This is a genomic window from Kitasatospora sp. NPDC036993 (assembly GCF_055607525.1).
Genome location: NZ_JBVJRP010000003.1, coordinates 138,992 through 163,997, shown reverse-complemented (window position 1 = coordinate 163,997; position 25,006 = coordinate 138,992). Strand labels below are relative to the sequence as shown.

Annotated in this window: 25 protein-coding genes and 1 riboswitch; of the genes, 16 read left to right on the top strand and 9 right to left on the bottom strand. The window is 74.2% G+C overall.

Going from position 1 to position 25,006, the window contains the following annotated elements; all coding sequences use genetic code 11:
- Positions 1 to 78: 78 nt before the first annotated feature.
- From ACZ7C5_RS06895 to ACZ7C5_RS06880, 4 genes are all read right to left on the bottom strand, one after another.
- Positions 79 to 1,263: an alpha/beta hydrolase family protein gene (locus ACZ7C5_RS06895; RefSeq protein WP_470322163.1), complete on the bottom strand. Its 1,185-nt coding sequence runs from the start codon at positions 1,261 to 1,263 to the stop codon at positions 79 to 81.
- Between the two features lie 21 nt (positions 1,264 to 1,284).
- On the bottom strand, positions 1,285 to 2,157 hold the full coding sequence (locus tag ACZ7C5_RS06890; protein WP_470322162.1) for a hypothetical protein: 873 nt from the start codon (positions 2,155 to 2,157) through the stop codon (positions 1,285 to 1,287).
- Positions 2,158 to 2,586: 429 nt separating this feature from the next.
- On the bottom strand, positions 2,587 to 3,651 hold the full coding sequence (locus tag ACZ7C5_RS06885; RefSeq protein WP_470322161.1) for a serine hydrolase domain-containing protein: 1,065 nt from the start codon (positions 3,649 to 3,651) through the stop codon (positions 2,587 to 2,589).
- Between the two features lie 111 nt (positions 3,652 to 3,762).
- Complete coding sequence (locus ACZ7C5_RS06880) at positions 3,763 to 4,176, bottom strand: HIT family protein (protein WP_401092005.1); 414 nt, start codon at positions 4,174 to 4,176, stop codon at positions 3,763 to 3,765.
- 168 nt (positions 4,177 to 4,344) lie between these two features.
- On the opposite strand from ACZ7C5_RS06880, the gene ACZ7C5_RS06875 reads away from it, so the two are divergent.
- Positions 4,345 to 4,533 (top strand): YegP family protein, encoded by a 189-nt coding sequence (locus tag ACZ7C5_RS06875; protein ID WP_188299765.1) that lies wholly within the window; start codon positions 4,345 to 4,347, stop codon positions 4,531 to 4,533.
- Between the two features lie 152 nt (positions 4,534 to 4,685).
- Here the strand turns inward: ACZ7C5_RS06875 and ACZ7C5_RS06870 are convergent, their stop codons facing one another.
- Entirely contained in the window at positions 4,686 to 5,381 is a 696-nt protein-coding gene (locus tag ACZ7C5_RS06870; protein WP_401092004.1) for an MSMEG_1061 family FMN-dependent PPOX-type flavoprotein, read from the bottom strand.
- Positions 5,382 to 5,551: 170 nt separating this feature from the next.
- On the opposite strand from ACZ7C5_RS06870, the gene ACZ7C5_RS06865 reads away from it, so the two are divergent.
- The 11 genes from ACZ7C5_RS06865 (at position 5,552) to ACZ7C5_RS06815 (ending at position 15,260) form a co-directional block, all read left to right on the top strand.
- Positions 5,552 to 5,866, top strand: a complete 315-nt coding sequence (locus ACZ7C5_RS06865; RefSeq protein WP_188299763.1) for an antibiotic biosynthesis monooxygenase family protein — start codon at positions 5,552 to 5,554, stop codon at positions 5,864 to 5,866.
- A gap of 151 nt (positions 5,867 to 6,017) precedes the next feature.
- Positions 6,018 to 6,145, top strand: a riboswitch (FMN riboswitch).
- A gap of 226 nt (positions 6,146 to 6,371) precedes the next feature.
- Positions 6,372 to 7,127 (top strand): riboflavin synthase, encoded by a 756-nt coding sequence (locus tag ACZ7C5_RS06860; RefSeq protein WP_401092003.1) that lies wholly within the window; start codon positions 6,372 to 6,374, stop codon positions 7,125 to 7,127.
- Positions 7,124 to 7,771 carry a nicotinamide mononucleotide transporter family protein gene (locus tag ACZ7C5_RS06855; protein ID WP_470322160.1) on the top strand — a complete coding sequence of 216 codons (648 nt, stop codon included), beginning with the start codon at positions 7,124 to 7,126 and terminating at the stop codon, positions 7,769 to 7,771. Before ACZ7C5_RS06860 ends, ACZ7C5_RS06855 begins: the two co-directional genes overlap by 4 nt.
- Positions 7,768 to 9,054, top strand: a complete 1,287-nt coding sequence (locus ACZ7C5_RS06850; RefSeq protein ID WP_470322159.1) for a bifunctional 3,4-dihydroxy-2-butanone-4-phosphate synthase/GTP cyclohydrolase II — start codon at positions 7,768 to 7,770, stop codon at positions 9,052 to 9,054. The genes ACZ7C5_RS06855 and ACZ7C5_RS06850 overlap by 4 nt, the downstream gene beginning before the upstream one ends.
- A gap of 52 nt (positions 9,055 to 9,106) precedes the next feature.
- On the top strand, positions 9,107 to 9,580 hold the full coding sequence (gene ribH / locus ACZ7C5_RS06845; RefSeq protein WP_401092000.1) for a 6,7-dimethyl-8-ribityllumazine synthase: 474 nt from the start codon (positions 9,107 to 9,109) through the stop codon (positions 9,578 to 9,580).
- Between the two features lie 101 nt (positions 9,581 to 9,681).
- Positions 9,682 to 9,954 (top strand): phosphoribosyl-ATP diphosphatase, encoded by a 273-nt coding sequence (locus tag ACZ7C5_RS06840; RefSeq protein WP_097238956.1) that lies wholly within the window; start codon positions 9,682 to 9,684, stop codon positions 9,952 to 9,954.
- A gap of 56 nt (positions 9,955 to 10,010) precedes the next feature.
- Entirely contained in the window at positions 10,011 to 10,859 is an 849-nt protein-coding gene (hisG, locus tag ACZ7C5_RS06835; protein ID WP_188299759.1) for an ATP phosphoribosyltransferase, read from the top strand.
- Positions 10,860 to 11,069: 210 nt separating this feature from the next.
- Positions 11,070 to 11,510, top strand: a complete 441-nt coding sequence (locus ACZ7C5_RS06830; protein WP_317620354.1) for a PH domain-containing protein — start codon at positions 11,070 to 11,072, stop codon at positions 11,508 to 11,510.
- 266 nt (positions 11,511 to 11,776) lie between these two features.
- A complete protein-coding gene (locus ACZ7C5_RS06825; protein WP_401091999.1) occupies positions 11,777 to 13,120 on the top strand; it encodes a hemolysin family protein in 1,344 nt (447 codons plus the stop codon).
- On the top strand, positions 13,117 to 14,163 hold the full coding sequence (locus ACZ7C5_RS06820) for a hemolysin family protein (protein WP_401091998.1): 1,047 nt from the start codon (positions 13,117 to 13,119) through the stop codon (positions 14,161 to 14,163). Before ACZ7C5_RS06825 ends, ACZ7C5_RS06820 begins: the two co-directional genes overlap by 4 nt.
- A gap of 110 nt (positions 14,164 to 14,273) precedes the next feature.
- Complete coding sequence (locus ACZ7C5_RS06815; protein ID WP_470322158.1) at positions 14,274 to 15,260, top strand: NAD-dependent epimerase/dehydratase family protein; 987 nt, start codon at positions 14,274 to 14,276, stop codon at positions 15,258 to 15,260.
- 65 nt (positions 15,261 to 15,325) lie between these two features.
- Here ACZ7C5_RS06815 and ACZ7C5_RS06810 read toward each other — a convergent pair whose 3' ends face one another.
- From ACZ7C5_RS06810 to ACZ7C5_RS06800, 3 genes are all read right to left on the bottom strand, one after another.
- A complete protein-coding gene (locus ACZ7C5_RS06810; RefSeq protein WP_401092063.1) occupies positions 15,326 to 17,365 on the bottom strand; it encodes an AAA family ATPase in 2,040 nt (679 codons plus the stop codon).
- Between the two features lie 389 nt (positions 17,366 to 17,754).
- Complete coding sequence (locus ACZ7C5_RS06805) at positions 17,755 to 18,411, bottom strand: uridine kinase family protein (protein WP_470322157.1); 657 nt, start codon at positions 18,409 to 18,411, stop codon at positions 17,755 to 17,757.
- Entirely contained in the window at positions 18,354 to 18,623 is a 270-nt protein-coding gene (locus tag ACZ7C5_RS06800; protein ID WP_401091995.1) for a hypothetical protein, read from the bottom strand. The genes ACZ7C5_RS06805 and ACZ7C5_RS06800 overlap by 58 nt, the downstream gene beginning before the upstream one ends.
- Between ACZ7C5_RS06800 and ACZ7C5_RS06795 the strand changes: the two genes are divergently transcribed.
- Entirely contained in the window at positions 18,622 to 19,785 is a 1,164-nt protein-coding gene (locus tag ACZ7C5_RS06795; RefSeq protein ID WP_188300510.1) for an acyl-CoA dehydrogenase family protein, read from the top strand. The two genes, ACZ7C5_RS06800 and ACZ7C5_RS06795, sit on opposite strands and share 2 nt — an antisense overlap.
- 74 nt (positions 19,786 to 19,859) lie before the next feature.
- On the opposite strand, the gene ACZ7C5_RS06790 is transcribed toward ACZ7C5_RS06795, so the two are convergent.
- Positions 19,860 to 20,381, bottom strand: coding sequence for a hypothetical protein (locus tag ACZ7C5_RS06790; RefSeq protein ID WP_401091994.1), 522 nt, complete (start codon positions 20,379 to 20,381; stop codon positions 19,860 to 19,862).
- 228 nt (positions 20,382 to 20,609) lie between these two features.
- On the opposite strand from ACZ7C5_RS06790, the gene ACZ7C5_RS06785 reads away from it, so the two are divergent.
- From ACZ7C5_RS06785 to lnt, 3 genes are all read left to right on the top strand, one after another.
- Complete coding sequence (locus ACZ7C5_RS06785) at positions 20,610 to 21,050, top strand: Lrp/AsnC family transcriptional regulator (RefSeq protein ID WP_045694655.1); 441 nt, start codon at positions 20,610 to 20,612, stop codon at positions 21,048 to 21,050.
- A 31-nt stretch (positions 21,051 to 21,081) separates the two neighbouring features.
- The gene (locus ACZ7C5_RS06780; RefSeq protein ID WP_401091993.1) at positions 21,082 to 22,722 is read left to right on the top strand and encodes an amidohydrolase; all 1,641 of its coding nucleotides are present in this window, start codon (positions 21,082 to 21,084) and stop codon (positions 22,720 to 22,722) included.
- Between the two features lie 590 nt (positions 22,723 to 23,312).
- Positions 23,313 to 24,959, top strand: coding sequence for an apolipoprotein N-acyltransferase (gene lnt / locus ACZ7C5_RS06775; RefSeq protein WP_401091992.1), 1,647 nt, complete (start codon positions 23,313 to 23,315; stop codon positions 24,957 to 24,959).
- Positions 24,960 to 25,006 lie beyond the last annotated feature (47 nt).

The following is a 25,006-nucleotide window of genomic DNA, read 5'->3' as shown; positions in this document are numbered from 1 at the left end:
GCCGAGGGGCCGTCGGCGGCGTGCCGACGGCCCCGCCCGGGACCGCTGTCACCCGGGAGCGGTGACCAGGGGTGGCCCTCAGTGGGTGAACCGCACCTCCGGGTCGGTGGCGGTCGGTCCGTCGAGCAGTGGCTGCGGGACGCCCTTCAGCTGGAGGTCGAAGAAGGCCCGGACGTACCGGCGGGTGAGGTCGAGGCCGCGCAGGCTCGACGTGGTGGTCCCGGACGGTTGGGGGATGCCGTACGCGTCGAAGAACAGCGGGAAGTCGGTGAAGCTGCCGTGGTTGGTGCCGTCGAAGGTCAGCCAGCGCTTGCAGCCGTCCAGCCGCGACCAGCTCTCGGTCCAGTTGGCCGCCTTGTCGTCGCCGGAGTTGTTGATCATCAGGAAGGGCTTGCCGTCGATGCCCGACTCCGGCACCGGGAGGTCCATGAAGCCGTCGAGGTTCACTCCGGCGCGGATGCGGTCGTCGGTGAGCAGGGCGGGGACGGTGGCGGCGCCGCCGGCGGAGTGTCCGGCCATGGCGATCCGGTCGCGGTCGATCAGCCGGGCGTGGCGCCAGGCCGGGTGGGGCCGGTCGGTCAGGCGGTCGAAGACGAAGGAGGCGTCCTTCGCCCGGCTCCGGTCCAGGCCCTGCCACGCCTCCCGCGTCCGTAGCTGGCCGCACATCACGCAGGGGAGGGTCTGGCCGTCGGGGAAGGTGGTGCCGGTGTTCTCGTAGGTGTGGTCGATCAGGGCGACGACGTAGCCGTGGCTGGTCAGGTCCCCGGCGAGGCTGCTCAGCGAGGCCCGGGGCATGGTGAAGCCGGGGGACAGGAGGATCAGGGGGTAGTGGCCGCCCTTCGGCCGGGCGCCGGACTCGGCCCAGGTCCGGGCGCCGGCCGCCGCCTCGGCCGGGATGGGGCCGCCGGGCAGTTTCGCGTCCAGCAGCGCCTGGGCGGCGGCGGTGGTCAGGTAGGGGGCCGGGGTACCCGTTCCGGCGTGCGCGGGGTAGTACATCGAGACCATCAGCTGCCGTGGGCCGGCGGAGGGCACCCACGGGTCCGGGCGGTCCTGGTCCACCAGGTGCAGGACTTCCTGCCCGACCGCGTACGGGCCCGTCGGGCGCGGCAGTTCGACCCGGGCTGTGGCGGGGGCGGGCGTCCCGGCCAGGGTGGTGGCCGAGGCGATGGGCGGCGCGGCCAGGGCGGGTACGGCGGTGGCCACGGACAGCGGCAGCGCGAGCAGCAGGGCCGCCGCGGCGGCGGTCGTACGGAGTCGGCTCATGTCCGAGACCGTAGGCCGCTGTCAAGGGAACTGACGTCGACTCAGCGGCGTAGTGATCCCTTCCGGGAAGGGCTCGTGGCCCCTTAGGGGATGGTCGTCCGAGGGCGGCCACCCTACGGCGGCGGCCCTGAGGTCCTCCAGGAAGTCCGCCGCCGCACGGGCGTTGGGCACCGGAAAGGTGAGCGGGAGGCCGGCCGGGCGCGTCCGGATCTCCAGCTCGCCGAGGTCGGACGCCCGGGCCGAGTGCACCTCCGCCCACCGGTGGGCCTCCGTCGCGGCGAGTGGGTGCGGCGGCCGGTGCACCAGCCCGCGGGCCGTCACCGTCAGCCGCCCCCGGGCGAAGCGGACGCTCCCCTCGGTGCGCAGCGTCTCGTGCAGGGCGGCCCGGAGCCCGGGGGAGAGGCGCTCCTCCGACTCCCGGAACAGCCCGGCCAGCCCGCGCAGGTGTGCCAGCACCAGCGGCTCCTCCGCGCCGGCCGGCCATATTCGTCCGTGCTCGTGCTCTCCGCACGGCCCGCCGGGGGAGTACTCGGTGGCCTCCACGGCGCTCCAGGGCAGGGACTCCTCGCCGCCGCCCGCCGAGACGAGCACCAGCCCGCCCTCGTGGACCCGTACGGACCGCAGCCCGGGCGCCGGCCACAGCCGCTCGTACTCGCTCACCGCCACCACCGTGGCGGCCGCCAGCACGGGCGCGGGCCACCACTCCCCGAGCACGAGACAGGCGGCCAGGGCGACGGCCGCCGCGAAGAAGTGAACCCACAGCCGCGCCCGCCGCGGCAGCGGCCGGAAGCGCCGGTACAGCCGCACCACCGGGCCGAGCCGTCCGGCCTGGTCAGGGGAGCCGACCGGGCCGGCCGAACCAGCCGGGCCGGTCACACCGGGCGCACCGGTCACACCGACCGCACCAGCCGACCGCACCCGCGTCGGCGGCCACGTCACCGCCATGTCGGCCCCCTCTCACCCGGTGGGCTCCCCAAGCGGAACCGCGACTGCCGAATCCCCAGCATCGACCGTTCGTCGCCTGAGACGACAGTGCCAATCGACACCCTTTGGCCCGAATCGGCCCCGCCATCATCGCGCCCCGGCCGGAGCCCCTCGCCACGGGGGTGGGTGCGGACGAGGCGAACGCCTCCCGGGCCGTGCGGCAGCACGCGCGCCGCGGACCGATCCACTGCCATGCCGAGCTCCTTCCACTCCGCGGCCCCTCGGGAGAGCCGCAACCGTCGGATGCTCAGGATCGACCGCCCGCCACCTCCGACAACAGTGCCGATCAGCACATTCGGGTCGAAATCCCCCGGCCGCGGCGGAGTGGCGTCCGAGCCCTCAGGCCGTCGTCGCGAACTCGTTCTGCAGCCTGCGCAGCAGCGCGGTGCCGGCCGGATCGGCCGGGCGGCGGGTGTTGGCCAGCACCACCACGCCCACCTGCTTCTCCGGGTCGAAGGCCACGAAGGACCTGAACCCGCCCGTGCCCCCGTTGTGCCAGATCTGGAGGTGCCCGCCCTGCTGGGTGTGCAGCCGGTGGCCGAGCCAGCCCAGGTGCGTCCAGGCGAACGGGTTGACCCGGTGGCGGGTCTCCCTGGTGAGGGCGATCGCGGGCGCCAGCGGCGCGTCCGGCTCGCGCTCGGCGGTGAGTTGGGCCCGCAGGAACACCGCGAGGTCGGCGGCCGTCGACCGGAGCCCGCCCATCCCGGGCACGGCCGCGAACTCCCAGTGCGGCACCGGCCGCCCGCCCCCCGTGTGCCCGTGGGCCAGCCGTGCGGACCGCTCCGCGTCCGATCGCACACAGGTGTCCACCAGGCCCAGCGGTTCGCAGACCTCGCGGGCCACCAACTCCTCGTACCCGGTGCCGGACCGCTGCGCGAGTGCCAGGCCGAGCAGCCCGGCGCCGAGGTTGGAGTAGCGGAAGCTGCGCCCCGGCGTGGCCCGCAGCCGCGTCCGGGCCAGCCCGTCGAGTATTCGCTCGGCGGTGCAACCGGCGTACGGGTCGGGATCGTTGGGGGACAGCAGCGACCGCACCGCCATGCCGCGCGGCAGCCGGGGGAGCCCCGAGGTGTGGGTGGCGAGGTGGCGGAGGGTGATCGGCTGCCGGCCCTTGGCCGGGACCGCGGCGGGCCCGCCCGGCGCCCCGGTGAGCACCTCGGCGAGCGGCTCGTCCACCTGGACGCCTCCGTCGAGGACCAGCCGGGCGAGCACGAGCGAGGTGAACACCTTGGTGACGGACCCTATTTCGAACAGCGTGTGCGGTCCGGGCACCCCGCCGTCCGGCCCGGTCCGTCCGGCACCACGGATCTCCACGTCGCCACCGGCCAGCCCGGCGACCACCGCACCGACGTGCCGCTCCGCGAGCCGGTCGACCGTCTGTTGCACGAGGGAGGCGAGTTCGTTCATGAGCCGAGGGTAGGCTCCCCCGCCGACCGAAGTCGTCCGCCCGGAAAACGATTTCGACCCCCTCCGATGCGCCTGTGGAGGTACGCCCCGCGCTGCACGCGGCAGCGGACCTCAGCCCTCCAGTGCCTCCCGCAGCCGGGCCGCGACCTCGGCCGCCCCCGCCTCGTCCGGATACCGCCGCCGAGGCCAGAAGAACCCGCGCAGCCCGTCCTTCGGATTCCGCGGCACCACGTGGACGTGCAGGTGCGGCACCGACTGGCTGATCCGGTTGTTCGCCGCCACGAAGCTGCCCGCCGCGCCCAGCCCCCGCTCGACGGCCGCGGCCACCCGCTGCACCCGCAGGAAGAACGGTCCCACCTCGGCCGGCGGCAGGTCGGCGAGCGTCGGGTGGTGGGCACGCGGCACGACCAGGACGTGCCCGGGGAACAGCGGCCGGCGGTCCAGGAAGGCCACCGCCGCCTCGTCGTCCAGCACCAGGTGCGCCGGTTCGTCGCCCGCCACCACCGCACAGAAGACGCAGTCCATCCGTCCATTCAAACCAGCGGCGGCCGTCCCGGCACCCCCGCAAACCGTCACGGACCCGGCTTCACCCGACCGGCCGCCGACCGGGTGCGGCCGCCCCGCCGCCGGGCGCACGGTGCTGCCGGGGGCCGGAGAGCGGGCGCGTCGAGCGCCCACGAGGAGGTGGCCCGGATGTCGGGCAAGTTCGAGGTCTATCAGGACGCCGGCGGCAAGTACCGGTTCCGGCTCAAGGCGGGCAACGGCGAGATCGTCGCCACCGGCCAGGGCTACGTCAGCAAGGACGCCGCGCACAAGGGCGTCGAAGCGGTCCAGCGGGCCGCCGACGGCGCGCCCGTGGTGGACGTGCCCAAGGCCGCCTGAGCGCGCCCCGCCCGGCGCCCGGCCCGCCAGGACCGGCCGCCGGGCGGGGCGGGAACGGCAGGGGCCCCGCAAACGCCAGGGGCCCCCGTAAACGCCAGGGGCCCCCGTAAACGCCAGGGACCCCCGCGAACGGCACGGGGTGCCCCGGCAGCTCACTCGTACCGGTACAGCAGCGCCTCCCGCTCGTTCTGCTCGATCATCTCCACGGTCAGCGACTCGTCCCGCAGGTGCGAGAGCGTGACCTCCGCCGAACTCGGCTGGGCGTCCTGGGCGAGCCAGTTCTCCGGCTTCCACGCCGAGGAGCGCAGGAAGGCCTTCGGGCAGTGCCCGTACACCTCCTCGACGGCGACCACGATCGCGCTGCGCGGCGGCTTGCCGACGGCGGTCAGCTGCCGCAGCAGCTCCGGGTCGGTCGAGACGCAGGCCCGCCCGTTGACCCGCAGCGTGGCGTCCCGGCCGGGCACGACGAAGAGCAGCCCGACCCGGCCGGTCTCCAGGACGTTGTGCAGGGTGTCCAGCCGCTTGTTGCCGGTGGCGTCCGGGAGGGCCAGGGTGTACTCGTCGAGCACCGAGACCAGCCCGGCCGGCCCGCCGCGCGGGGAGACGTCGCAGCGCCCGGCGGCGTCCGAGCTGGCCACGAACACCAGCGGGGAGCAGGCGATCAGGCGCTGGGCGACCTCGTGCAGCCGGTCGACCTGCTTGCCGCGGGCCTGGGCGCCGGGCTGCTCGTAGATCTCGCGCAACTGGGCGGGATCGCTGAGCGCACCCGCGCTGAGAGCCCCGAACAGGCCGCTCGGGCGGTCCTGACCGGTACTTGACGGAACGGTGGCTTCCGGTGTGATGGTCATGCCGGAAATCTAACCGAGGCCCCTCGGCGCCCCACCGGCCGGCAGTCCCGGACCCCTCGGCGAAGGACCGGCCGGACCCCTCGGTGAAGGACCACCCGGACCCCTGTTCACCAGCGGATTTCCGCTGATAATGGGGCCAGGGGCACCAGCCGCAGCCGGAGGTGGTGGTCGTGATCGTCAGAATCTGGGCCGGGCAGGTGCTGGCCGGTCGCATCGAGGAGTTCTGCGCGCACCTGGCCGCCCAGGTGATCCCGCAGCTGGGCCGGACGGACGGCTGCCTGGGCGGTGAGCTGCTGCGCTCGGTCTCCGAGGACGGGCACCGCGTCCTGGTGGTGAGCCGCTGGCGCGACGAGGAGGCGCTGCGCGGGTACGCCGGCCCGATGTGGCGGATCAGGCCGGTCTGGTCGGAGGGCGAGCTGCGCTACCTCGCCCACCCCCCGGAGGTCACCCACTTCACCTCGATCGCCGCCCCGGCCGCGCCCTGAGGCCGTGGCCCGCCGTTTCGCGGGGCCGGGCAGGGGGCGGGTAGCAGGCTGCCGCGCATTCCCCGCAAGCCCGTGAAACAGGCCACAGTCGGAGACTCTCCCTGCGCCTGCGTCGACCGTGGCAGAATGACGGCATCAAGCAGTGACGTTCAGCGCACTCCGGGGTCGGTGAAAATCCGAACCGGCGGTTACAGTCCGCGACCCGTCCGCAGCCAGCGGCCGGTTGACCAGGTGAAATTCCTGGACCGACGGTTAAAGTCCGGATGGGAGGCGTGCGCGGGCGGACGAAGAGCAGTACCCGTGGTCCATCGGCAGGCGACAGCCGGCCTTCCGGGCCTCGGTGAGGTGCGACGACGGGAGCGGTGTCTCCCGGGCCGGGCGAGCGATCTCCCGGCGGCTTCGGCATCCCGGCGACGGGTGTGCCCGGGGTCCGTGCGCCGCTGCCCGTCCGCGTCATCTCCCCTGCCGCCCCGGAGTCCGCGCCCCAAGCGCGAGGAGAACCCGGGTGTTCACCGGCATCATCGAAGAGCTCGGCGAGGTCGTGTCGATCGAGGAGATCGGCGACTCCTCGCGGATCCGCCTGCGTGGCCCGGTGGTCTGTACGGGTGCCCGGCACGGAGACTCCATCGCGGTCAACGGCGTGTGCCTGACCGTCGTCGACAGCCCGGCGGAACTGGCCGCCGGCACCGGCGAGTTCAGCGCCGACGTGATGGCCGAGACGCTGCACCGCTCCAGCCTCGGCGAGCTGGCGCCCGGCTCCCGGGTCAACCTGGAGCGCGCCATGGCGCTCGGCGCCCGGCTGGGCGGCCACCTCGTCCAGGGCCATGTCGACGCCACCGGGCGGCTGTTGAGCCGCGAGCCCGGCGAGCGCGGCGCGGACGGAACGCTGCGCTGGGAGGTGCTGCGCTTCTCGCTGCCGGACACCGTCTCCCGCTACCTGGTGGAGAAGGGCTCGATCACGGTCGACGGCGTCAGCCTCACCGTGGTGGAGGCCGCCCGGGACAGCTTCACCGTCAGCCTCATCCCGGCCACCCTCGCGCTGACCACGCTCGGCACCAGGTCCGTGGGGGAGAGCGTCAACCTGGAGGTGGACGTGCTCGCGAAGTACGTCGAGCGCCTCCTGGAGTCCCGCACCCTGCCCGCCCTGCCGGGCCTTTCCGGCCCGACCGACCCGACAGACCTGACCGATTTGATCAACCCCACAGACCCGACCGACCCGACCGGCCTGCCGGTCGACGCAGCCCCGGGGGAGTCCCAGTGAGCTGGCTCAGCGGCGAGGCGTTCACCGTCCTCGGCGAACACGTCAAGTGGGCCGACATGATCGGCAACATCCTCGGCCTCGGCGGGCTCGCGCTCGGCTGGCGCCGTTCGGTCTGGAGCTGGCCGGTCCAGCTGCTGTCCGGCGCGGTGCTGATCACCGCCTACCTGGGCGGCCACGTTCCCGGCCTGATCGGCAAGCAGCTGATCGTGATCGCCACCGCCTCCTGGGGCTGGGCGCAGTGGCAGCGGGGCCGTCGCAACGGCGGCGGGATCGCCGTACGGTTCGCGCGCTGGCCCGAGCGGATCGCGCTCGCGGCGGGCACCGCGGCCGGCACGGTCGCCCTCGCCCTGCTCTTCACGTCCTACCCCAGCCTGTCCTGGAGCCCCTGGTCGGACGCCTACATCTTCGTCGGCACGCTGGCCGCGATGGTCGCCCAGGCCCGCGGCTGGGTGGAGTTCTGGTTCGCCTGGATCGCGGTCGACGCGGTCGGCGTGCCGTTCGCCTTCAACAGCGGCTACACCTTCTCCGGCCTCACCTACTCCGTCTACTTCGTCCTGGTGCTGCTCGGCCTGCGTTCCTGGTGGCTGAGCACCCGTGAGCCGCGCGCCAAGTCCGCCACCGTCCCGCAGGGAGCCACGGTATGACCGAGCAGACCGAGAACCAGTCCGGCAACGGCGCCACCGAGTCCGAGTCCGAGTTCGTCCTCGACCCGGTGGAGCGGGCGATCGCCGACATCGCCCTCGGCCGTGCCGTGATCGTGGTCGACGACGAGGACCGCGAGAACGAGGGCGACATCGTCTTCGCCGCCTCCGCCGCCACCCCCGAGCTGATGGCCTTCACCATCCGCTACAGCTCCGGCGTGATCTGCGCGCCGATGACCGGCGAGGAGCTGGACCGCCTCAGGCTTCCGCCGATGACCCAGGTCAACGAGGACCGCAAGGGCACCGCGTACACCGTCTCGGTGGACGCCAGGGAGGGGGTCGACACCGGCATCTCCGCCGCCGACCGCGCCCGCACCGTACGGCTGCTCTCCTCGTCCGGCACCGAGCCCGGCGACCTCACCCGCCCCGGGCACGTCTTCCCGCTGCGCGCCGTCGAGGGCGGCGTGCTGGTCCGCCCCGGCCACACCGAGGCGGCGGTCGACCTGGCCAGGCTGGCCGGACTCGCGCCGGCCGGCGCGATCGCCGAGGTGGTCAACGACGACGGCACCATGGCCCGGCTGCCCGAGCTGGTCGCCTTCGCCAGGGAGCACGGCCTCGCGATCATCTCGATCGAGGACCTGATCGCCTACCGCCGCCGCACCGAGCTGCACGTCGACCGGGCGGCCACCACCGCCCTGCCCACCGCGTACGGCGAGTTCACCGCGGTCGGCTACAAGGGCACCCTCGACGGGGTCGAGCACCTCGCGCTGGTGGCCGGCGGACTGGACGAGCAGGGGCGGCTGCCGGCGGGCGAGGACGTCCTGGTGCGGGTCCACTCCGAGTGCCTGACCGGTGACGTCTTCGGCTCGTTGCGCTGCGACTGCGGCCCCCAGCTGGAGGCCTCGCTGCGGCGGGTCGTCGAGGCCGGGCGCGGCGTGGTGCTGTACCTGCGCGGCCACGAGGGGCGGGGGATCGGCCTGGCCCACAAGCTGCGCGCCTACCAGCTCCAGGAGCAGGGGCGGGACACCGTCGACGCCAACCTGGACCTCGGCCTGCCCGCGGACGCCCGCGACTACAGCATCGCGGCCCAGATGCTGGTGGACCTCGGCGTCCGCTCGCTCGCCCTGCTCACCAACAACCCGCAGAAGCTGACCGCGCTGACCGAGCACGGGCTCAAGGTCAAGGGGCGCGAAGCGGTGGAGATCGCGCCCGGCGAGCACAACCTGCGCTACCTGCGCACCAAGCGCGACCGGATGGGACACGACCTGCCCGGCCTCGACTCCTGAACCACCCCTCCCGGCAGAGACACCAGCAGAGACACCACAGGAAGCAGGAACCATGAGCGGCCACGGAGCCCCCGAACTGACCATCGACGGCGCCGCCGGCCTCAAGGTCGCCGTCGTCGCCGCCCAGTGGCACGACACGGTGATGAACGGCCTGCTGGACGGCGCCCACCGCGCGTTCGAGGAACTGGGCGTCACCGGGCCGACCGTGCTGCGGGTGCCCGGCACCTTCGAGCTGCCGGTCGCCGCCAAGCACCTCGCCGAGCGCGGCTACGACGCCGTGGTGGCCCTCGGCGTGGTCATCCGCGGCGGCACCCCCCACTTCGACTACGTCTGCCAGGCGGCCACCGCCGGCCTCGCCCAGGTCAGCGTGGACACCGGTGTCCCGGTCGGCTTCGGCGTGCTGACCTGCGACAACGAGGAGCAGGCGATCGACCGCGCGGGCCTGCCGGGCTCCGCCGAGGACAAGGGCCACGAGGCCGCCACGGCCGCCGTCGCCACCGCCGTGGTGCTGCGCGCCGCGCTCTGACGACGGCCGGGACGGTCCCGGAGCGCGGACGTCCACTCGACTGTCCACGGTCCGGGACCGTTTACCGTCCGTCCGCCCGTACGCCGTAAGGTGGGCCCATCATGGCTTCGAAGACATTCGAGGAGCTCTTCGCCGAGCTCCAGCAGAAGGCCGCCACCGGCGACCCCTCGTCCTCCCGTACCGCGCAGCTCGTCCAGCAGGGCGTCCATGCGATCGGCAAGAAGGTCGTCGAGGAGGCCGCCGAGGTCTGGATGGCCGCCGAGTTCCAGTCGGACGAGCAGACCGCGGAGGAGATCTCGCAGCTCCTCTATCACCTTCAGGTGATGATGATCGCCCGCGGCCTGACCCTCGACGACGTCTACAAGTACCTCTAGAGACCCCGCTCTCCCGAGCACACCCATCCTCCCAACAGGTAAGGAAGCAACCTCCCATGCTGCGCATCGCCGTCCCCAACAAGGGTTCGCTCTCGGGTCCCGCGGCGGAGATGCTCCATGAGGCCGGCTACCGCCAGCGGAAGGACCCCAAGGAGCTCGTCCTCGTCGACCCGGCCAACGAGGTGGAGTTCTTCTTCCTCCGCCCGCGGGACATCGCCGTCTACGTCGGCTCCGGCCGTCTCGACGTCGGCATCACCGGCCGTGACCTGCTGCTGGACTCGCACTCCAACGCCGAGGAGGTGCTCGCGCTCGGCTTCGCCGGGTCGACCTTCCGCTTCGCCCGCCCCGAGGGCGTGGACGTCGATGACGTCAAGGGCCTGGAGGGCCTGCGGATCGCCACCTCGTACACCGGTCTGGTCGAGCAGCACCTGGCCGACCACGGGGTGAAGGCGACGGTCACCAAGCTGGACGGCGCGGTCGAGACCGCGGTGCAGCTGGGCGTCGCCGACGTGATCGCCGACGTGGTGGAGACCGGAACGAGCCTGCGCAACGCCGGCCTCGAGGTGTTCGGCGAGCCGATCCTGGTCTCCGACTCGGTGGTGATCCGGCCCAAGGGCGCCGGCGAGGACGCCCGGGTCGACCAGTTCCTGCGCCGCCTCCAGGGCGTGCTGGTGGCCCGCCGCTACGTGCTGATGGACTACGACATCCGCGCCGAGAAGGTCGGCGCCGCCGTCGCGCTCACCCCGGGCCTGGAGTCGCCGACCGTCTCGCCGCTGCACACCGAGGGCTGGGTCGCGGTGCGTTCGATGGTGCTCCGCAAGGAGGCCCAGCAGATCATGGACGACCTGTGGAGCATCGGCGCCCGGGCCATCCTGGTCACCAACATCCACGCCTGCCGCCTCTGACCCGAGCGGTCCGCCCGGCCCGCGCACCCGCCCGGTCCGCGCACCCGCCCGGTCCGCGCACCCGAGCGGCCCGAGCGACCCGCGTGACCGCGCCGCCCGGGTGACCTGGCCGCCCGTCCGCGAGTAAAGAACGGTTCAATGGGGCGGGGACGCCGACCGCGTCCCCGCCCCTCGCGCTGCCGCCACCAGAACCACCCCCGGAGTCCCCACGTGTCCACGCCGTCCGTCCAGTTCCCCGTCACCTGGGCGCCGCGCCGCACCCGCGCCGTGCTGCTGCCGGTCTGCGTGCTGCTGGTGGCGCTGTTCTCCGCGATGGCCGTGATGCTCCCGGAGAACTGGCAGCTCAACGACCGGATCATGATGACGGCCAGCGGCGTCCTGTTCGCCGCCGTCGGCCTGATGCTGGCCCGCCCCCGGGTGAGCGCCGACGCGGACGGCGTGACGGTGGTCAACTTCGTCCGCCGCCGCCGGCTCGCCTGGGCCGAGATCGTCCGGGTCAACCTCCGCCAGGGCGACCCGTGGGCGACCCTCGACCTGGCCGACGGCACCTCGCTCGCCGCGGTCGGCATCCAGCCCGGGGTCGGCAGGGCCCAGGCCATCGCGGACGCCCGCGCGCTGCGCGACCTGGTCGAGCGGCACGCCCGGGGCTGAGCCGCCACCTGCCCGTCCACCCCCTCCACTCGACTCCGGCACCGCTCCCGGCAGCCCGCTCCGGGCACCGTGCCCCCGGCGGGCCGAAGGGTGCCCTTACCTCCGTCCGGGTATGGTCTACGCTGGTAAAAGCAGGGCAAAGTGCGCCCTGCTCCCGATCGAGTGCCCGACATCCGACCAGAGGAGTGACACTCCCCCTCGATGGACGATCCGTCCGGTAGTACCTGCGCCGCCTCGCTTCCGATCCCCGGAAGGCAGGCGGCACTGTGATCACCGCCTGGCTGCTGTTGCTCGCAGCCGTTCTCCTGATCCTCGCCAACGGCCTGTTCGTGGCCGCCGAGTTCGCCTTCGTGACCGTCGAGCGCGGGGCGGTGCAACGCTCCGCGGGGGCGGGCGACGCCAAGTCCCAGCGGGTCGCCAGGGCCCTGCGGCACCTCTCCTTCGAACTCTCCGGCGCCCAGCTCGGCATCACCGTCACCTCGCTGGTGGTCGGCATGCTCGCCGAGCCGGCCCTGTCGACCCTGCTCGCACCCGTCATGTCCGGCATCGGCGTGCCCGACTCGGCCGCGCGCGGCGTCTCCGTGGTCGTCGGCATGGTGCTGGCCACCGTCGTCCAGATGGTGATCGGCGAGCTGGTGCCGAAGAACTGGGCGATCTCCCACCCGCTCCAGGTGGCCCGCGCGGTCGCCGCCCCGCACATGGCCTTCTCCTTCGTCTGCCGCCCGCTGATCAGCTTTCTGAACGGCACCGCCGACCGGACGGTCCGGGCCTTCGGCGTCGAGCCGCAGGAGGAGCTGGGGCACGCCCGCACCCCGGACGAGCTGGTCTCGCTGGCCCGTCACTCGGCCAAGGCCGGCGCGATAGACGAGGAGTCGGCGACGCTGTTCGTCCGCACCCTCGGCCTGCGCGAGCTGACCGCCGAGTCCGTGATGACCCCGCGGGTGGACGTGGCCGCGCTCCAGGGCGACGCCACCGCCTCCGACGTGATCAACCTGACCAGGGCCACCGGCCTGTCCCGCTTCCCGGTCTACACCGACAGCCTGGACGAGGTCACCGGCATCGTCACGCTCAAGGACGCCCTGGCCGTCCCGGCCGCCCGCCGCGGCCTGGTGCGGGTCGGCGCGCTGTCCTCGGCGCCGCTGCTGGTGCCCGAGACGCTGCCCGCCGAGCGGCTGCTCGACCAGCTGCGCCGCCTCCAGCCGATGGCCATCGTGGTCGACGAGTACGGCGGCACCGCCGGCGTCGTCACCGTCGAGGACATCGTCGAGGAGATCGTCGGCGAGGTGCAGGACGAGCACGACCCCGACGACCACCCCGAGCTGTTCCCGCTGCCGCCGGTCGACGGCCTGCCGGTCTGGGAGGCCGACGGCCGCGCCCGGATCGACCAGTTGGAGCGGATCGGCCTGAACGCCCCGGACGGCCCGTACGAGACCCTGGCCGGTCTGGTCACCGACCTGCTCGGCAAGCTCCCCGAGGTGGGCGAGCAGACCGAGCTGCCCGGCTGGCGCTTCACGGTGACCGGTGTCGACCGCCACCGCACCACCGAGGTCCGGGTGGAGCGCACCACCGCGCCCGCGCAGTTCGACGAGGACCGGGAGGAGGGCCGATGACCGCCCTGCAACTGGCCGTCGCGCTGCTGCTCCTGCTCGGCAACGCCTTCTTCGTCGGCGCCGAGTTCGCCGTGGTGTCGGTGCGCCGCAGCCAGATCGAGCCGCTCGCCGAGGCCGGGCACAAGCGCGCCCGCACCGTGCTGCACGCGCTCTCCAACGTCTCCGCGATGCTGGCCGCCGCCCAGCTCGGCATCACCGTCTGCTCGCTGGGCCTCGGCGCCCTGGCCGAGCCGACCATCGCCTCCCTGCTGGAGGGCCCGTTCCACGCGATCGGCGTCCCGTCCGGCCTGATGCACCCGCTCTCGTACGGGATCTCGCTCGCCGTCGTGGTCTTCCTGCACATGGTGATGGGCGAGATGGTGCCGAAGAACATGGCCATGGCCGCCCCGGAGAAGGCCGCGCTCTGGCTCGGCCCGCCGCTGGACCGGCTGGCCCGCTGGCTCGCCCCGGTGATCCGGGTGCTGAACGCCTTCGCCAACGGCATCCTGAGGCTCTTCAGGGTGGAGGCCAAGGACGAGGTCGAGTCGGTCTTCACCACCGAGCAGCTGATGTACCTGCTGGCGGACTCCCGGGACGCCGGCCTGCTCGACGAGGGCCGCCAGGAGCGTCTGGAGGACGCCCTGGAGCTGGGCCGCCGCCCGATCACCGAGGTGCTGCTCAAGCCCGAGCAGCTGGTCACCGTGGACTCCAAGGCGACCGCCGCCGAGGTCGAGGAGCTGGCGCTGCGCACCGGCTTCTCGCGCTTCCCGGTCACCGACGGCGACCCGGCCGGCCACGGCTACCTCGGCTACCTCCACCTCAAGGACATCCTCGACGTGGAGGACATCTCGGCGCCGGTCCCGGCCCGCCTCTGGCGGCCGATCACGGTGCTGCGCGGCAGCCTCCCGCTGGACGACGCCCTCGGCGCGATGCGCCGGGCCACCTGCCACCTGGCCGCCGTGCTGGACCAGGACGGGCGCACGCTCGGCGTGGTGATGCTGGAGGACGTGCTGGAGGAGCTGGTCGGGGAGATGCACGACCCGGACCACCGCGCCACGGCCTGACGTCCGTCCGGAAGGTTCCGGATTCCGCTGACGGCGTGTCCGCTCCCGGCGATTCCGCCCAGAGCAGTCAGCCCTTCCATGCCGGCCACCCTGGGAGCAGGGTGGTCGGCATGAGACTTCTCCTGCTGGGTGGAACCGAGTTCGTCGGACGGGTCGTCGCCGAGGAGGCGCTGGCCAGGGGCTGGGAGGTGACGGCCCTCAACCGCGGCACGCGGCCCGCGCCGGAGGGTGTCCGGGTGCTGAAGGGCGACCGCACCGCCGAGGACGGCCTCGCGGCGCTCGGCGCGGGGGAGTGGGACGCGGTGGTGGACACCTGGTCCTGGGCCCCCGCGGCGGTGCGCGACAGCGCCCGCTTCCTGAACGGCCGGGTCGGCCACTACGCGTACGTCTCCAGCCGGTCGGTCTACGACCACCCGCTGCCCGCCGGGGCCGGCGAGGCCGCCCCGGTGGTCGCCTCCTCCCCGGACCTCACCGGCGAGGTGGCCTACGCCGAGGCCAAGCGCGGCGCGGAACTGGCGCTGGAGGCGGAGTACGGCGGGCAGGCGCTGCTCGCCCGCGCCGGGCTGATCCTCGGCCCGCACGAGAACATCGGCCGGCTGCCCTGGTGGCTCAGCCGGATCGCGGAGGGCGGCCCGGTGCTCGCCCCGGGGCCGCGCGAGCTGGCCCTCCAGTACATCGACGCGCGCGACCTCGCGGCCTGGACCCTGGACGCCGTGGCGGCCCGCCTCGGCGGCCCGTACAACCTGGTCGGCCCTTCCGGCCACGCCACCATGGGCGAGCTGCTGGAGGCCTGCGTACGGGTCACCGGCTCGGACGCCGAACTGCGCTGGACGGACCCGGAGCGGATCCTCGCGGCGGGCATCGAGCCGTGGACCGAGCTGCCGATCTGGCTGGCGCCCGGCGAACTGTACGACTTCCTGCACACCGGCCTGGTCGACCGCGCGCTCGGCGCCGGGCTGCGCTGCCGACCGGTCGCCGAGACCGTCGAGGACACCTGGGCCTGGCTGCGGTCGATCGGCGGCAGCGCGCCGCGGCGGCCGGACCGGGCCAGGGTCGGGCTCGACCGCGAGCGGGAGGCCGCGCTGCTCAACGGCTGAACCGGGGCCGGACCGACGGGCGGCCGGCGGGGAACAAGCGAGGGGGCTGATCCGCGGGGCGGGCCTCAGCCCCGCCCGTCGATCAGCTCCCCGTACGCCTGGACCAGGTCCGGCAGGCGCAGCGTGGCCAGGTCCTCCCGGCCGGGCGGCTCGCGCAGCAGCGACAGCCGCAGGTCCCGGTAGGCGCAGGACTTCTCGTACAGGGTGCGGATGAACCGGCCGTTGCCCAGCTCGTCGATCCAGCCCTCGCGGACCACGTGGACGCAGATGCTGGCCAGCTCCTCGGCGGCGTCCTCGTCCCAGCCGTCGCCGTCCCGGCCGGCCAGCGCGGCGCCGATCGCGGTCAGCTCGCCGGGGCGGTAGCTGGGAAAGTCGACCCTGGTGGTGAAGCGGGAGTTGAGGCCGGGGTTGGTGGCGAGCAGCCGGTTCATGCCCTCGGGGTAGCCGGCCAGGATCACCACCAGCCGGTCGCGGTTGTCCTCGGCGCGCTTGAGCAGCACCTGGAGCGCCTCGTCGCCGTACGCGTCGCCCTTGGTGTAGCCGGAGTTGGAGAGGCTGTACGCCTCGTCGATGAACAGCACGCCGTCCAGCGCGGAGTCGATCAGCTCGTTCGCCTTCACGGCGGTCTGGCCGAGGAACTCGCCCACCAGGTCGGCGCGTTGGGCCTCCACCAGGTGGTCGCCGGAGAGCAGGCCGAGGGCGTGGAAGACCCGGCCGAGGATGCGGGCCACGGTGGTCTTGCCGGTGCCGGAGGGGCCGGAGAAGACGAAGTGGCGTTTCGGCGGCTGGACCGGCAGGCCCTGCTCGGCCCGCAGCCGCGACATGCGCAACTGGGCGGAGAGCGCCCGGACCTGGCGCTTGACCGGCTCCATGCCGACCATCAGGGAGAGTTCGGCCAGGGCCGCGTCCAGCTCCCGTTCGTTGCCGCCGGCCCTGGGCTCGGGCGCGGCGGCGGCCCTGGGCTGCGCCCGGCCGAGGGCGGGCAGCGGCGGCGGTACGGCGGTGCCGGGCGAGGGGGCCGAGCCGGAGCGTTCCCCGGCGGTCTGCGGCGCGCCGTCGGCGGGGGCGCCGGCCGGCGGGGCCCCGCCGGCCGGAACGCCGTCGAACGGTGCGCCGCCCGCTGGGGGGCCGTCCACCAGCCCGGCGTCCACCGAGGGCCCGCCACCCGACGGCACCCCGCCGGTCGGCGCACCGTTCGACACCTCGTCGCCGGGGACGGTCGCGCCGGCGGGCCCGCCGATGTCCCCGAACTCCTCGCCGTACCCCGGCAGTCCGGCGAATCCGGCGTCCTCCGGGTACCCGGAGTCGACGCCGGGCCCGCCCGGTGCGTCCGTCCCGCCCGGGCGCCCGCCGAGCGTGGTGCCGTCCGACAACGCGTCGGTGAGCCCGTCCGCGAGCCCGTCCTCGGCCGAGATGGCCGCCAGCCGGGCCGCGGTGTCCATGAACGCCGGGTCCGCCCGGTGCACCGCCCGGTAGAGCGGGAGCGCCGCCGCGCTGCGCCCGGCGCCGTCGTACGCCCGCGCCAGCCAGTACCGCAGCTCCTTGCGCTGCGGCTGCTCGGAGCGGCAGCGGGCCAGCGAGGCGGCCAGCGGCACCTGCGCCTGGGCGCACATGTCGAGGCGCACCCGTGCCATGCCGGCGAACAGCCCGGCTTCGATGCCGAGCAGCGGGTCGTCCAGCAGCCGGTCGGTGTCCCGGATCAGCTGCTCCCAGTCCTTGAGCAGGTAGGAGCGGCAGGCGTACAGGAAGCGGGCGGCGGAGTCCTCGCCGGGCGCCGGGCACTGCTCCAACGCCCGGTCCAGCTCGGCGAGATGGCGGCCGTCCAGCCAGTGCGAGGCGTGCGCGAGCGCGAGGTCGCGGGCGTCCTCCAGCACGGGCTGCACCCACCAGCCCAGCCAGTACCAGGAGCTGAGCGGCCGTCGGTGCAGCCGCCGTTGCTCGCCGAACCGCTTCTGGTTGCGGTACATGGCCAGCAGCGCGGCCGAGGTGTCGCTGCGCAGCGCGTGCAGGCCGAGCCAGGCGTCGGCCATCCCCGGGTCCAGCCGGACGGCGGCCCGGAACTCCTCCTCGGCCCGGGCGTACGCGCCGGCCGTGTAGGCGTCCATGGCGCGCAGCCAGGCACGGTCGGCGAGCCGGTCCGGTCCGCCCGCCGTGCTGTCGGAACTGTCCACCGTCGTCACTCACGCCCCCCCGCGGTGCGGCCCGGGGCTCGGCCGGCGAGTCGCCTGCGCCCAGCCCGGCTGGTGGTCGTCGACCCCATGCGGCGCGTCTGCGCCTGCCAGGAATCGTACCGGCGCGGGGCTGATCCGGAAGGGTGTGGCACCGAGTCAAATGTGATCGCGCGAGCGGTCGTTGAGCGGCCGGGCGGGGAAACCGGCGGCGGGGGAGCGACTTTCGGAAGGGGACCGGACGGCGTCCCCGGCTCACGGGGGAACAAGCCGGGGGCGCCGGGTCCGGGCGGCCGGAAGCAGGTGTTCCGGCGGCTGGGACGAACCTAGGTCCCGGCGATGTCGCAGGTCAAGGCGATGGTTGAAGATTCACCCACAGTGCCCGGCGCGATCCGGCCGGTCACCCCGTCGACCCTCGTCGCGGCGTACGGACGGCTCGGATCGACGGCGAAATGCGCCGATTCGGCCCGGGCCCAACCCGCCCAGAACCCGGCCAGTTCCGGACCGTCCCGCTGCTCGCCGCGCCGCCGGGCCGCGGCCGCCTCCAACTCCATCCAGATCACCCGCGCCAGCCACGGACGCACCGCCCGCCGTCCCGCGCCCACCCCCTCCACCAGCACCACCGGGGCGGCCGGCACCCGGGCCGTGCCCGCGAAACGGCGCAGCGTCCAGTCGTACACCCGGTACTCGGCGTCCCGGCCGGCCGCCAGCGGCTCCAGCACCTGCTCGCGCAGCCGTCCGGTCCACTCGAACAACTCCTCGTGGGTGGCCAGGTCGTCGAGGTGGACCACCGGTGCCCCGCCGAGCGCCGCCGCCAGCCGTCCGGCGAAGGTGGTCTTGCCCGAGCCCGCGTGCCCGTCCACCGCGACCAGCCGCACCGGCCCGCAGGACGGCGGCAGCGCGCGCAGCTCCGCCGCGAGCGCGGTCAGCCGGTCGTCGCGAGCGGACCGGAGCGGGGGCGGGAGAAGTTCGGATGCAGCCACAACGTCAACCCTACGGTGCCGTATCCCGCCACTGCGGACAGTTCAAATGTGCTGGTCGTGACGGCGGCGCGGGTTTCGGGCATACTCGCCTTCGCCACGACTGTGAACGGCCGTTCACCGAAACCCGGTGCCGGTCGGTCCGACTGCCACACCCCCGCCGGACCGGCCGACACCTCGGCCCGGCGCCCGATCGAGGAGGCGACCACCGCCATGACCCCCTCCCCTGTGAAAGCCGTGGAGCGCCAGCTGCCCAGCGAGGAGGCCCGCGAGCTGCTGAGCCTCACCCGGGACCTGGTCCAGCGCGAGATCCAGCCGCGCGCGGCGGAGGACGAGGCCGCCGGACGCTTCCCGCGGGAGGTCTTCCGCACCCTCGGCGAGGCCGGCCTGCTCTCCCTCCCGTACGGCGAGAAGCACGGCGGCGGCGAACAGCCCTACGAGGTGTACCTCCAGGTGCTGGAAGAGCTCGCGGCCGGCTGGCTGGCCATCGGCCTCGGCGTCAGCGTGCACACCCTGTCCTGCCACGCGCTGGCCACCTTCGGCACCGACGAGCAGCGCGACGCCTGGCTGCCCGGCATGCTCTCCGGCGAGCAGCTCGGCGCCTACTGCCTCTCCGAGCCCCAGTCCGGCTCCGACGCGGCCGCGCTGCGCACCCGCGCCGACCTCGACGGCGAGGCGTACGTGGTGAACGGCACCAAGGCCTGGATCACCCACGGCGGCCGGGCCGACTTCTACAGCGCCCTGGTGCGCACCGGCGCCGAGGGCGCCAAGGGCATCAGCTGTCTGCTCGTCCCCGGCACCCAGCAGGGCCTGTCCGCGGCCCCGCCCGAGCACAAGATGGGCATGCGGTCCTCGCCGACCGCGCAGCTCCACTTCGACGGCGCCCGGGTCCCCAGGGAGCGGCTGGTCGGCGAGGAGGGGCAGGGCTTCCAGATCGCGCTCGCCGCCCTGGACTCCGGCCGCCTCGGCATCGCGGCCTGCGCGGTCGGCGTCGCCCAGGCCGCGCTCGACCTCGCGGTCGACTACGCCCGCACCAGGCGCCAGTTCGGCCGCCCGATCGCCGACTTCCAGGGCCTGTCCTTCATGCTCGCCGACATGGCCACCCAGATCGAGGCCGGCCGGGCGCTCTACCTGTCCGCCGCCCGGCTGCGGGACGCCGGCCGGCCGTTCTCCAAGGAGGCGGCGATGGCCAAGCTGTTCTGCACCGACGCGGCGATGCGGGTGACCACCGACGCCGTCCAGGTGCTCGGCGGCTACGGCTACACCCAGGACTTCCCGGCCGAGCGCTACATGCGCGAGGCCAAGGTGCTCCAGATCGTCGAGGGCACCAACCAGATCCAGCGCCTGGTGATCGGCCGGCACCTCACGAAGGCCTGAGGCCTTCCCCCACACGGCCTCCGGCCGTCACTCCAGGGTGCGGAGTGACGGCCGGAGGCATTTCCGATGACGGGTCAACTCGCCTTGGCGGTACGGGCGGTCAGCGCCGGACGACGACGGCGCTGCTCCGGGATGGCGCCCCGCAGGGCCGTGACGGTCGGGCCGGCGGGCACGACCGGAGCGGCCTGGCCGACCGCGGCGAGCCGCACCGGGCGGTGCGCGACGGCGTGCGAGAACGGCTGGGTGCGCCAGTCCAGCCCGCTCGGGAGCTTGAACAGCGCGTCGAACAGGACCGGTTCGGCGTCCTCCGAATCCTCGGCCTCGGCCAGGTCGTCCGTGGGCGTGCCCGAACCCGGGCAGATCGCGGGGGCGAAGGGGTTCCAGGCGGTCGGCAGCAGTGCGTGCAGCGGCAGCCGTTCCTCGTCCGCCACCAGGGCGATCGGGCGGCGGCACTCGGGGCAGTGGACCCGGAAGATGTCCCAGGTGTCCGCCTCGCCGGGGTCGGTGCCCGGCATGTGGTCGACCGCGAGGTCCTCGCGGTCGGTCATATCGTCGGTCTCGTCGGCGCCCAGCACGCGCTGGTCGGTAGCAGGCATGAGGATCCCCCTAGGATCGGGCCCGGCGTGGTCGTCCAGGGCCACAACCAGCACTTCCCTGTGATCCGGACTCATAATCCTGCGCTTCTGCGCACCGTGATGCACCGGGTGTGTCCTTGGCCACACCGGTTGCCACATTCTCCCGGCACATGCCGTCTGGCACCTGGGAAACCGCTCCGTGCCACCTCGTGCGCCCCCCGTGCTCCCGACCGGGTAGGTTTGCGCACTGTGGAGGATCTCGACCAACGCATCGTCCAGCTGCTCCTCGAAGACGGCCGGATGAGCTACACGGACCTGGGCAAGGCCACCGGCCTGTCCACCTCGGCGGTGCACCAGCGGGTGCGCCGCCTCGAACAGCGCGGGGTGATCCGCGGCTACACCGCGATCATCGACCCCGACGCCGTCGACCTGGCGCTGACCGCGTTCATCTCGGTCAAACCCTTCGACCCGAGCGCCCCGGACGACACCCCGGAGCGCCTGGCTGGCCTGCCCGAGATCGAGGCCTGCCACAGCGTCGCCGGCGACGAGAACTACATCCTCAAGGTCCGCGTCGGCGCCCCCGGCGACCTGGAGGACCTGCTCGCCCGCATCCGCAGCGCCGCCGGCGTCTCCACCCGCACCACCGTCGTCCTGTCCACCCCGTACGAGGCGCGACCCCCGAAGCTCTGAGCGCGAACCGGCGGGGTGCAGACTTGGCCGCATGACCGAACGCACCCTCCCTTCCTGCCCGCCCTCGGACGGGAAGGGCCCACGAACCGTCCTGCTGCGCGGCGGCGCCGTGTACAGCCCCGCCGACCCCTTCGCCACCGCGATGCTCGTGGAAGGCGGGCACGTCGCCTGGGTCGGCAGCGACGGCGCCGCCGAGGCGTACGCCGCGACCGCCGACGAGATCGTCGAGCTGGACGGCGCCCTGGTCACCCCGGCCTTCGTGGACGCCCACGTGCACGCCACCGCCACCGGCCTGGCGCTCACCGGTCTCGACCTCACCGGCAGCCCCTCGCTGGCCGCCGCCCTGGCCGCCGTCACCGCCTTCGCCGAGGCCCGGTCCGAGCCCGGCGGGGTGCTGATCGGCCACGGCTGGGACGAGACCGGCTGGCCCGAGGGCCGCCCGCCCACGCTCGCCGAACTCGACGAGGCCGCCCGCGGCGCCGCGCTCTACCTCTCCCGCACCGACGTGCACTCCGCGCTCGCCACCAGCGCGCTGCGCACCCTCACCGAGGGCCTGGCCGAGGCGCCGGGATTCGACCCCGAGGGCCCGCTCACCAAGGACGCCCACCACGCCGTCCGGCAGACCGCGCTGGCCCGCCTCACCCCCGAGCAGCGCCGCCGCGCCCAGGGCGCCACCCTGGCCCGCGCCGCCGAACTCGGCATCGGCGCGGTGCACGAGTGCGCCGGCCCGGAGATCTCCTCCGAGGCCGACCTGACCGCCCTGCTGGCCCTGGCAGCGGAGGGCGAGGGGCCGGAGGTCTTCGGCTACTGGGGCGAGCTGGGCGGCGTCGAGACCGCCCGCAGGCTCGGCGCGGTGGGCGCCGGCGGCGACCTCTTCGTGGACGGCGCGTTCGGCTCGCACACCGCCTGCCTGCACGCCCCCTACGCCGACGCCGGGCACACCGGCACCGCCTACCTGAGCGCCGGGCAGGTCGCCGACCACGTCGCCGCCTGCACCGAGGCCGGGCTCCAGGCCGGGTTCCACGCCATCGGCGACGCCGCCGTGGCAGCGGTCGTCGAGGGCGTCAGGGCGGCCGGCACCCGGGTCGGCGCCGACCGGGTCAGGGCCCTGCGCCACCGCGTCGAGCACGCCGAGGCCCTGGACGACAAGACCGTCGCCGCCTTCGCCGAACTCGGCCTCACCGCCTCCGTCCAGCCCGCCTTCGACGCCGCCTGGGGCGGCCCCGAGGGCATGTACGTCCGGCGCCTCGGCGCCGAGCGGGCGGCGGCCCTCAACCCCTTCGCCGCGCTGCTGCGGGCCGGCGTCCCGCTGGCCTTCGGCTCGGACGCCCCGGTCACCCCGCTCGACCCGTGGGGCACCGTCCGCGCGGCCGCCTTCCACCACACCCCGGAGCACCGGATCTCGGTGCGCGCCGCCTTCACCGCCCACACCCGCGGCGGCTGGCGGGCCGTCGGCCGGGACCAGGACGGCGTGCTGGTGCCCGGCGCGGTCGCCAGCTACGCGATCTGGGCGGCCGGCGAACTCGTCGTCCAGGCGCCCGACTCCCGGGTGGCCGGCTGGTCCACCGACCCGCGCTCCGGCACCCCCGGCCTGCCCGACCTCACCCCCGGCCACCCGCTGCCGGCCTGCCTGCGCACCGTGGTCCGCGGCCGCACGGTGTACCAGCGGTAAATCCCGTGGAACGGCGGGCCGCCGCACCCTGGGTTGACCACCATGACCGCACCGGTGCCCGCCGACTTCACCGTCCCGCGCGAGCTGCTCGCCCCGGAGTTCCGCCTGGAGCCCCTGGGCGAGCGGCACAACGCCTCCGACCACGCCGCCTGGACGAGCAGCATCGCCCACATCCGCGCCACCCCCGGCTGGGCCGGCCGCGGCTGGCCGCCCGCCGAGGGCATGCCGCCGGAGCGGAACCTCGACGACCTGCGCCGGCACGCCGCCGACTTCGAGGCCCGCACCGGCTTCACCTACACCGTCCTGGAGCCGGACCGCGACGAGGTGATCGGCTGCGTCTGCCTCTACCCGGACCGCGAGGACCCGTCCGTGCTCTCGGTCAGCTCCTGGGTCAGGGCCGACCGCGCCCACCTGGACACCCCGCTGTACCGGGCCGTCTCCGACTGGCTCACCGGCCACTGGCCGCTGCGGGAGTTCCGCTACGCCCCGCGCTGCCCCGGCCACCACCCTGACCTCACGGGCCATCGACGTTCCGGGGTACCTTCTTCGCACAGCGTCCGAACAGCAAGCCCCAGGAAGATGGTGCGCCGGTGGCCACTCCCGTCACCCAGGAACGGTCCGAGACCGTGCCGCAGCCCCAGGGGCCGGTGCCAGGACCGGGCCGCGGCGCCCGGGCGCTCGCCAAGGTCCGCGCCGGACTGCCCAGGACCGGCCTCGCCGCCCTGGCCGGCCTGCTGCTCGCCCTCGCCTTCCCGCCGTACGACCTCTGGCCGCTGTCGCTGCTCGGCGTGGCCGCGCTGTCGCTGCTCACCCGGGGCCGCACCTTCCGGCAGGGCCTGTGGACGGGCTTCGCCTTCGGCCTGCCGTTCTTCCTGATGCTGCTCAGCTGGCTGCGGGTGGTCGGCTGGGACGCCACGGTCGGCCTGTCCGTCGTGGAGGCGCTGTTCCTGGCTCTGCTCGGCGGCGCCCTGGCCGTCACCTCCAGGCTGCCCGGCTGGCCGCTCTGGTCGGCCTGCCTGTGGATCACCCAGGAGTGGGCCCGCGACCGGCTGCCGCTCGGCGGCTTCCCCTGGGGCCGGCTCGCCTTCGCCAACACCGCCACCCCGTACACCCCGCTGGCCGCGCTCGGCGGCGCGCCGCTGGTGACCTTCGCGGTCGCCCTCTCCGGCGCCCTGCTGGCCTGGGCCGCGCTGCGCCTGCGCGGGCCCGGCAGGGCCCCGAAGGCGGCCGCGCTGGCGGCGCTCGGCGCGGTGGCCGCGCTGCTGGCCGGCTACCTCGTCCCGGTGCCCACCGCCGCGGCCGACACCGTCAAGGTCGCCATCGTCCAGGGCAACGTGCCCAACCCGGGCATGGACTTCCTGGGCCGCCCGATGATGGTCCTCAACAACCACGCCGCGGCCACCGAGCGCCTCGCCGCCGACATCGAGGCCGGCAGGGTCCAGCGCCCCGACATCGTGATCTGGCCGGAGAACTCCTCCGACCTCGACCCGTTCAGCGACCCGCTCGCCCACCAGCGGATCGACGAGGCCGTGAAGGCGATCGGCGTGCCCACCCTGGTCGGCACCCTGGTGGACGGCCCGGACGCGCAGCACGTCCAGAACGAGGGCATCGTCTGGGACCCGGTCACCGGGCCGGGCGCCTCCTACACCAAGCAGCACCCCGTCCCGTTCGGCGAGTACGTGCCCTTCCGCGCCCAGCTGATGCAGGTGATCACCCGGCTCCAGCGGGTCGCCAGGGACTTCTACCCCGGGGACCACAACGGCGTCATGCAGCTCGGCCCGGCCCGGATCGGCGACGTGATCTGCTTCGAGGTGGCGTACGACGAGATCGTCCGGGACACCGTGGACAGCGGCGCCCGGGTCCTGGTCGTCCAGACCAACAACGCGACCTACGCCAGGACCGGCCAGCCCGAGCAGCAGCTCGCGATGAGCCGGCTGCGGGCCGTCGAGCACGGCCGGGCGGTGCTGATCGCCGCCACCAGTGGCATCAGCGCGGTGATCGCCCCGGACGGCAGCGTCCAGCAGCGCACCGAGGAGCTGACCGCGGCCCAGCTGTCGGCCACAGTCCCGCTGCGCGACGGCACCACGGTCGCCGACCGGGTCGGCGCCGTCCCGGAGTGGACGCTGGCCGTCGGAGGTCTGCTGGCCTGCGGCGCGGCCCTGCTGATCGGCCGCCGGAAGAAGTCCTCCGCCGGAACACCGGCAGGCCGGGAATCGTTGGACCAGGTGGTGCCGTAGCCGGCCCGGACCTCCCGTGCGGCGCGCAGAGCACCGCTTGGAGTGGA

Bases quoted from the DNA above. Each gene is read 5' to 3' on its own strand.
- hisG (WP_188299759.1), top strand. From the start codon at position 10,011: ATGCTGCGCATCGCCGTCCCCAACAAGGGTTCGCTCTCGGGTCCCGCG.
- ACZ7C5_RS06815 (WP_470322158.1), top strand. From the start codon at position 14,274: ATGAGACTTCTCCTGCTGGGTGGAACCGAGTTCGTCGGACGGGTCGTC.
- ACZ7C5_RS06895 (WP_470322163.1), bottom strand. From the start codon at position 1,263: ATGAGCCGACTCCGTACGACCGCCGCCGCGGCGGCCCTGCTGCTCGCG.
- ribH (WP_401092000.1), top strand. From the start codon at position 9,107: ATGAGCGGCCACGGAGCCCCCGAACTGACCATCGACGGCGCCGCCGGC.
- ACZ7C5_RS06790 (WP_401091994.1), bottom strand. From the start codon at position 20,381: ATGCCTGCTACCGACCAGCGCGTGCTGGGCGCCGACGAGACCGACGAT.
- ACZ7C5_RS06795 (WP_188300510.1), top strand. From the start codon at position 18,622: ATGACCCCCTCCCCTGTGAAAGCCGTGGAGCGCCAGCTGCCCAGCGAG.
- ACZ7C5_RS06885 (WP_470322161.1), bottom strand. From the start codon at position 3,651: ATGAACGAACTCGCCTCCCTCGTGCAACAGACGGTCGACCGGCTCGCG.
- ACZ7C5_RS06875 (WP_188299765.1), top strand. From the start codon at position 4,345: ATGTCGGGCAAGTTCGAGGTCTATCAGGACGCCGGCGGCAAGTACCGG.
- ACZ7C5_RS06800 (WP_401091995.1), bottom strand. From the start codon at position 18,623: ATGGCGGTGGTCGCCTCCTCGATCGGGCGCCGGGCCGAGGTGTCGGCC.
- ACZ7C5_RS06880 (WP_401092005.1), bottom strand. From the start codon at position 4,176: ATGGACTGCGTCTTCTGTGCGGTGGTGGCGGGCGACGAACCGGCGCAC.
- ACZ7C5_RS06850 (WP_470322159.1), top strand. From the start codon at position 7,768: ATGACCGAGCAGACCGAGAACCAGTCCGGCAACGGCGCCACCGAGTCC.
- ACZ7C5_RS06780 (WP_401091993.1), top strand. From the start codon at position 21,082: ATGACCGAACGCACCCTCCCTTCCTGCCCGCCCTCGGACGGGAAGGGC.
- ACZ7C5_RS06870 (WP_401092004.1), bottom strand. From the start codon at position 5,381: ATGACCATCACACCGGAAGCCACCGTTCCGTCAAGTACCGGTCAGGAC.
- ACZ7C5_RS06820 (WP_401091998.1), top strand. From the start codon at position 13,117: ATGACCGCCCTGCAACTGGCCGTCGCGCTGCTGCTCCTGCTCGGCAAC.
- ACZ7C5_RS06810 (WP_401092063.1), bottom strand. From the start codon at position 17,365: ATGGACGCCTACACGGCCGGCGCGTACGCCCGGGCCGAGGAGGAGTTC.
- ACZ7C5_RS06840 (WP_097238956.1), top strand. From the start codon at position 9,682: ATGGCTTCGAAGACATTCGAGGAGCTCTTCGCCGAGCTCCAGCAGAAG.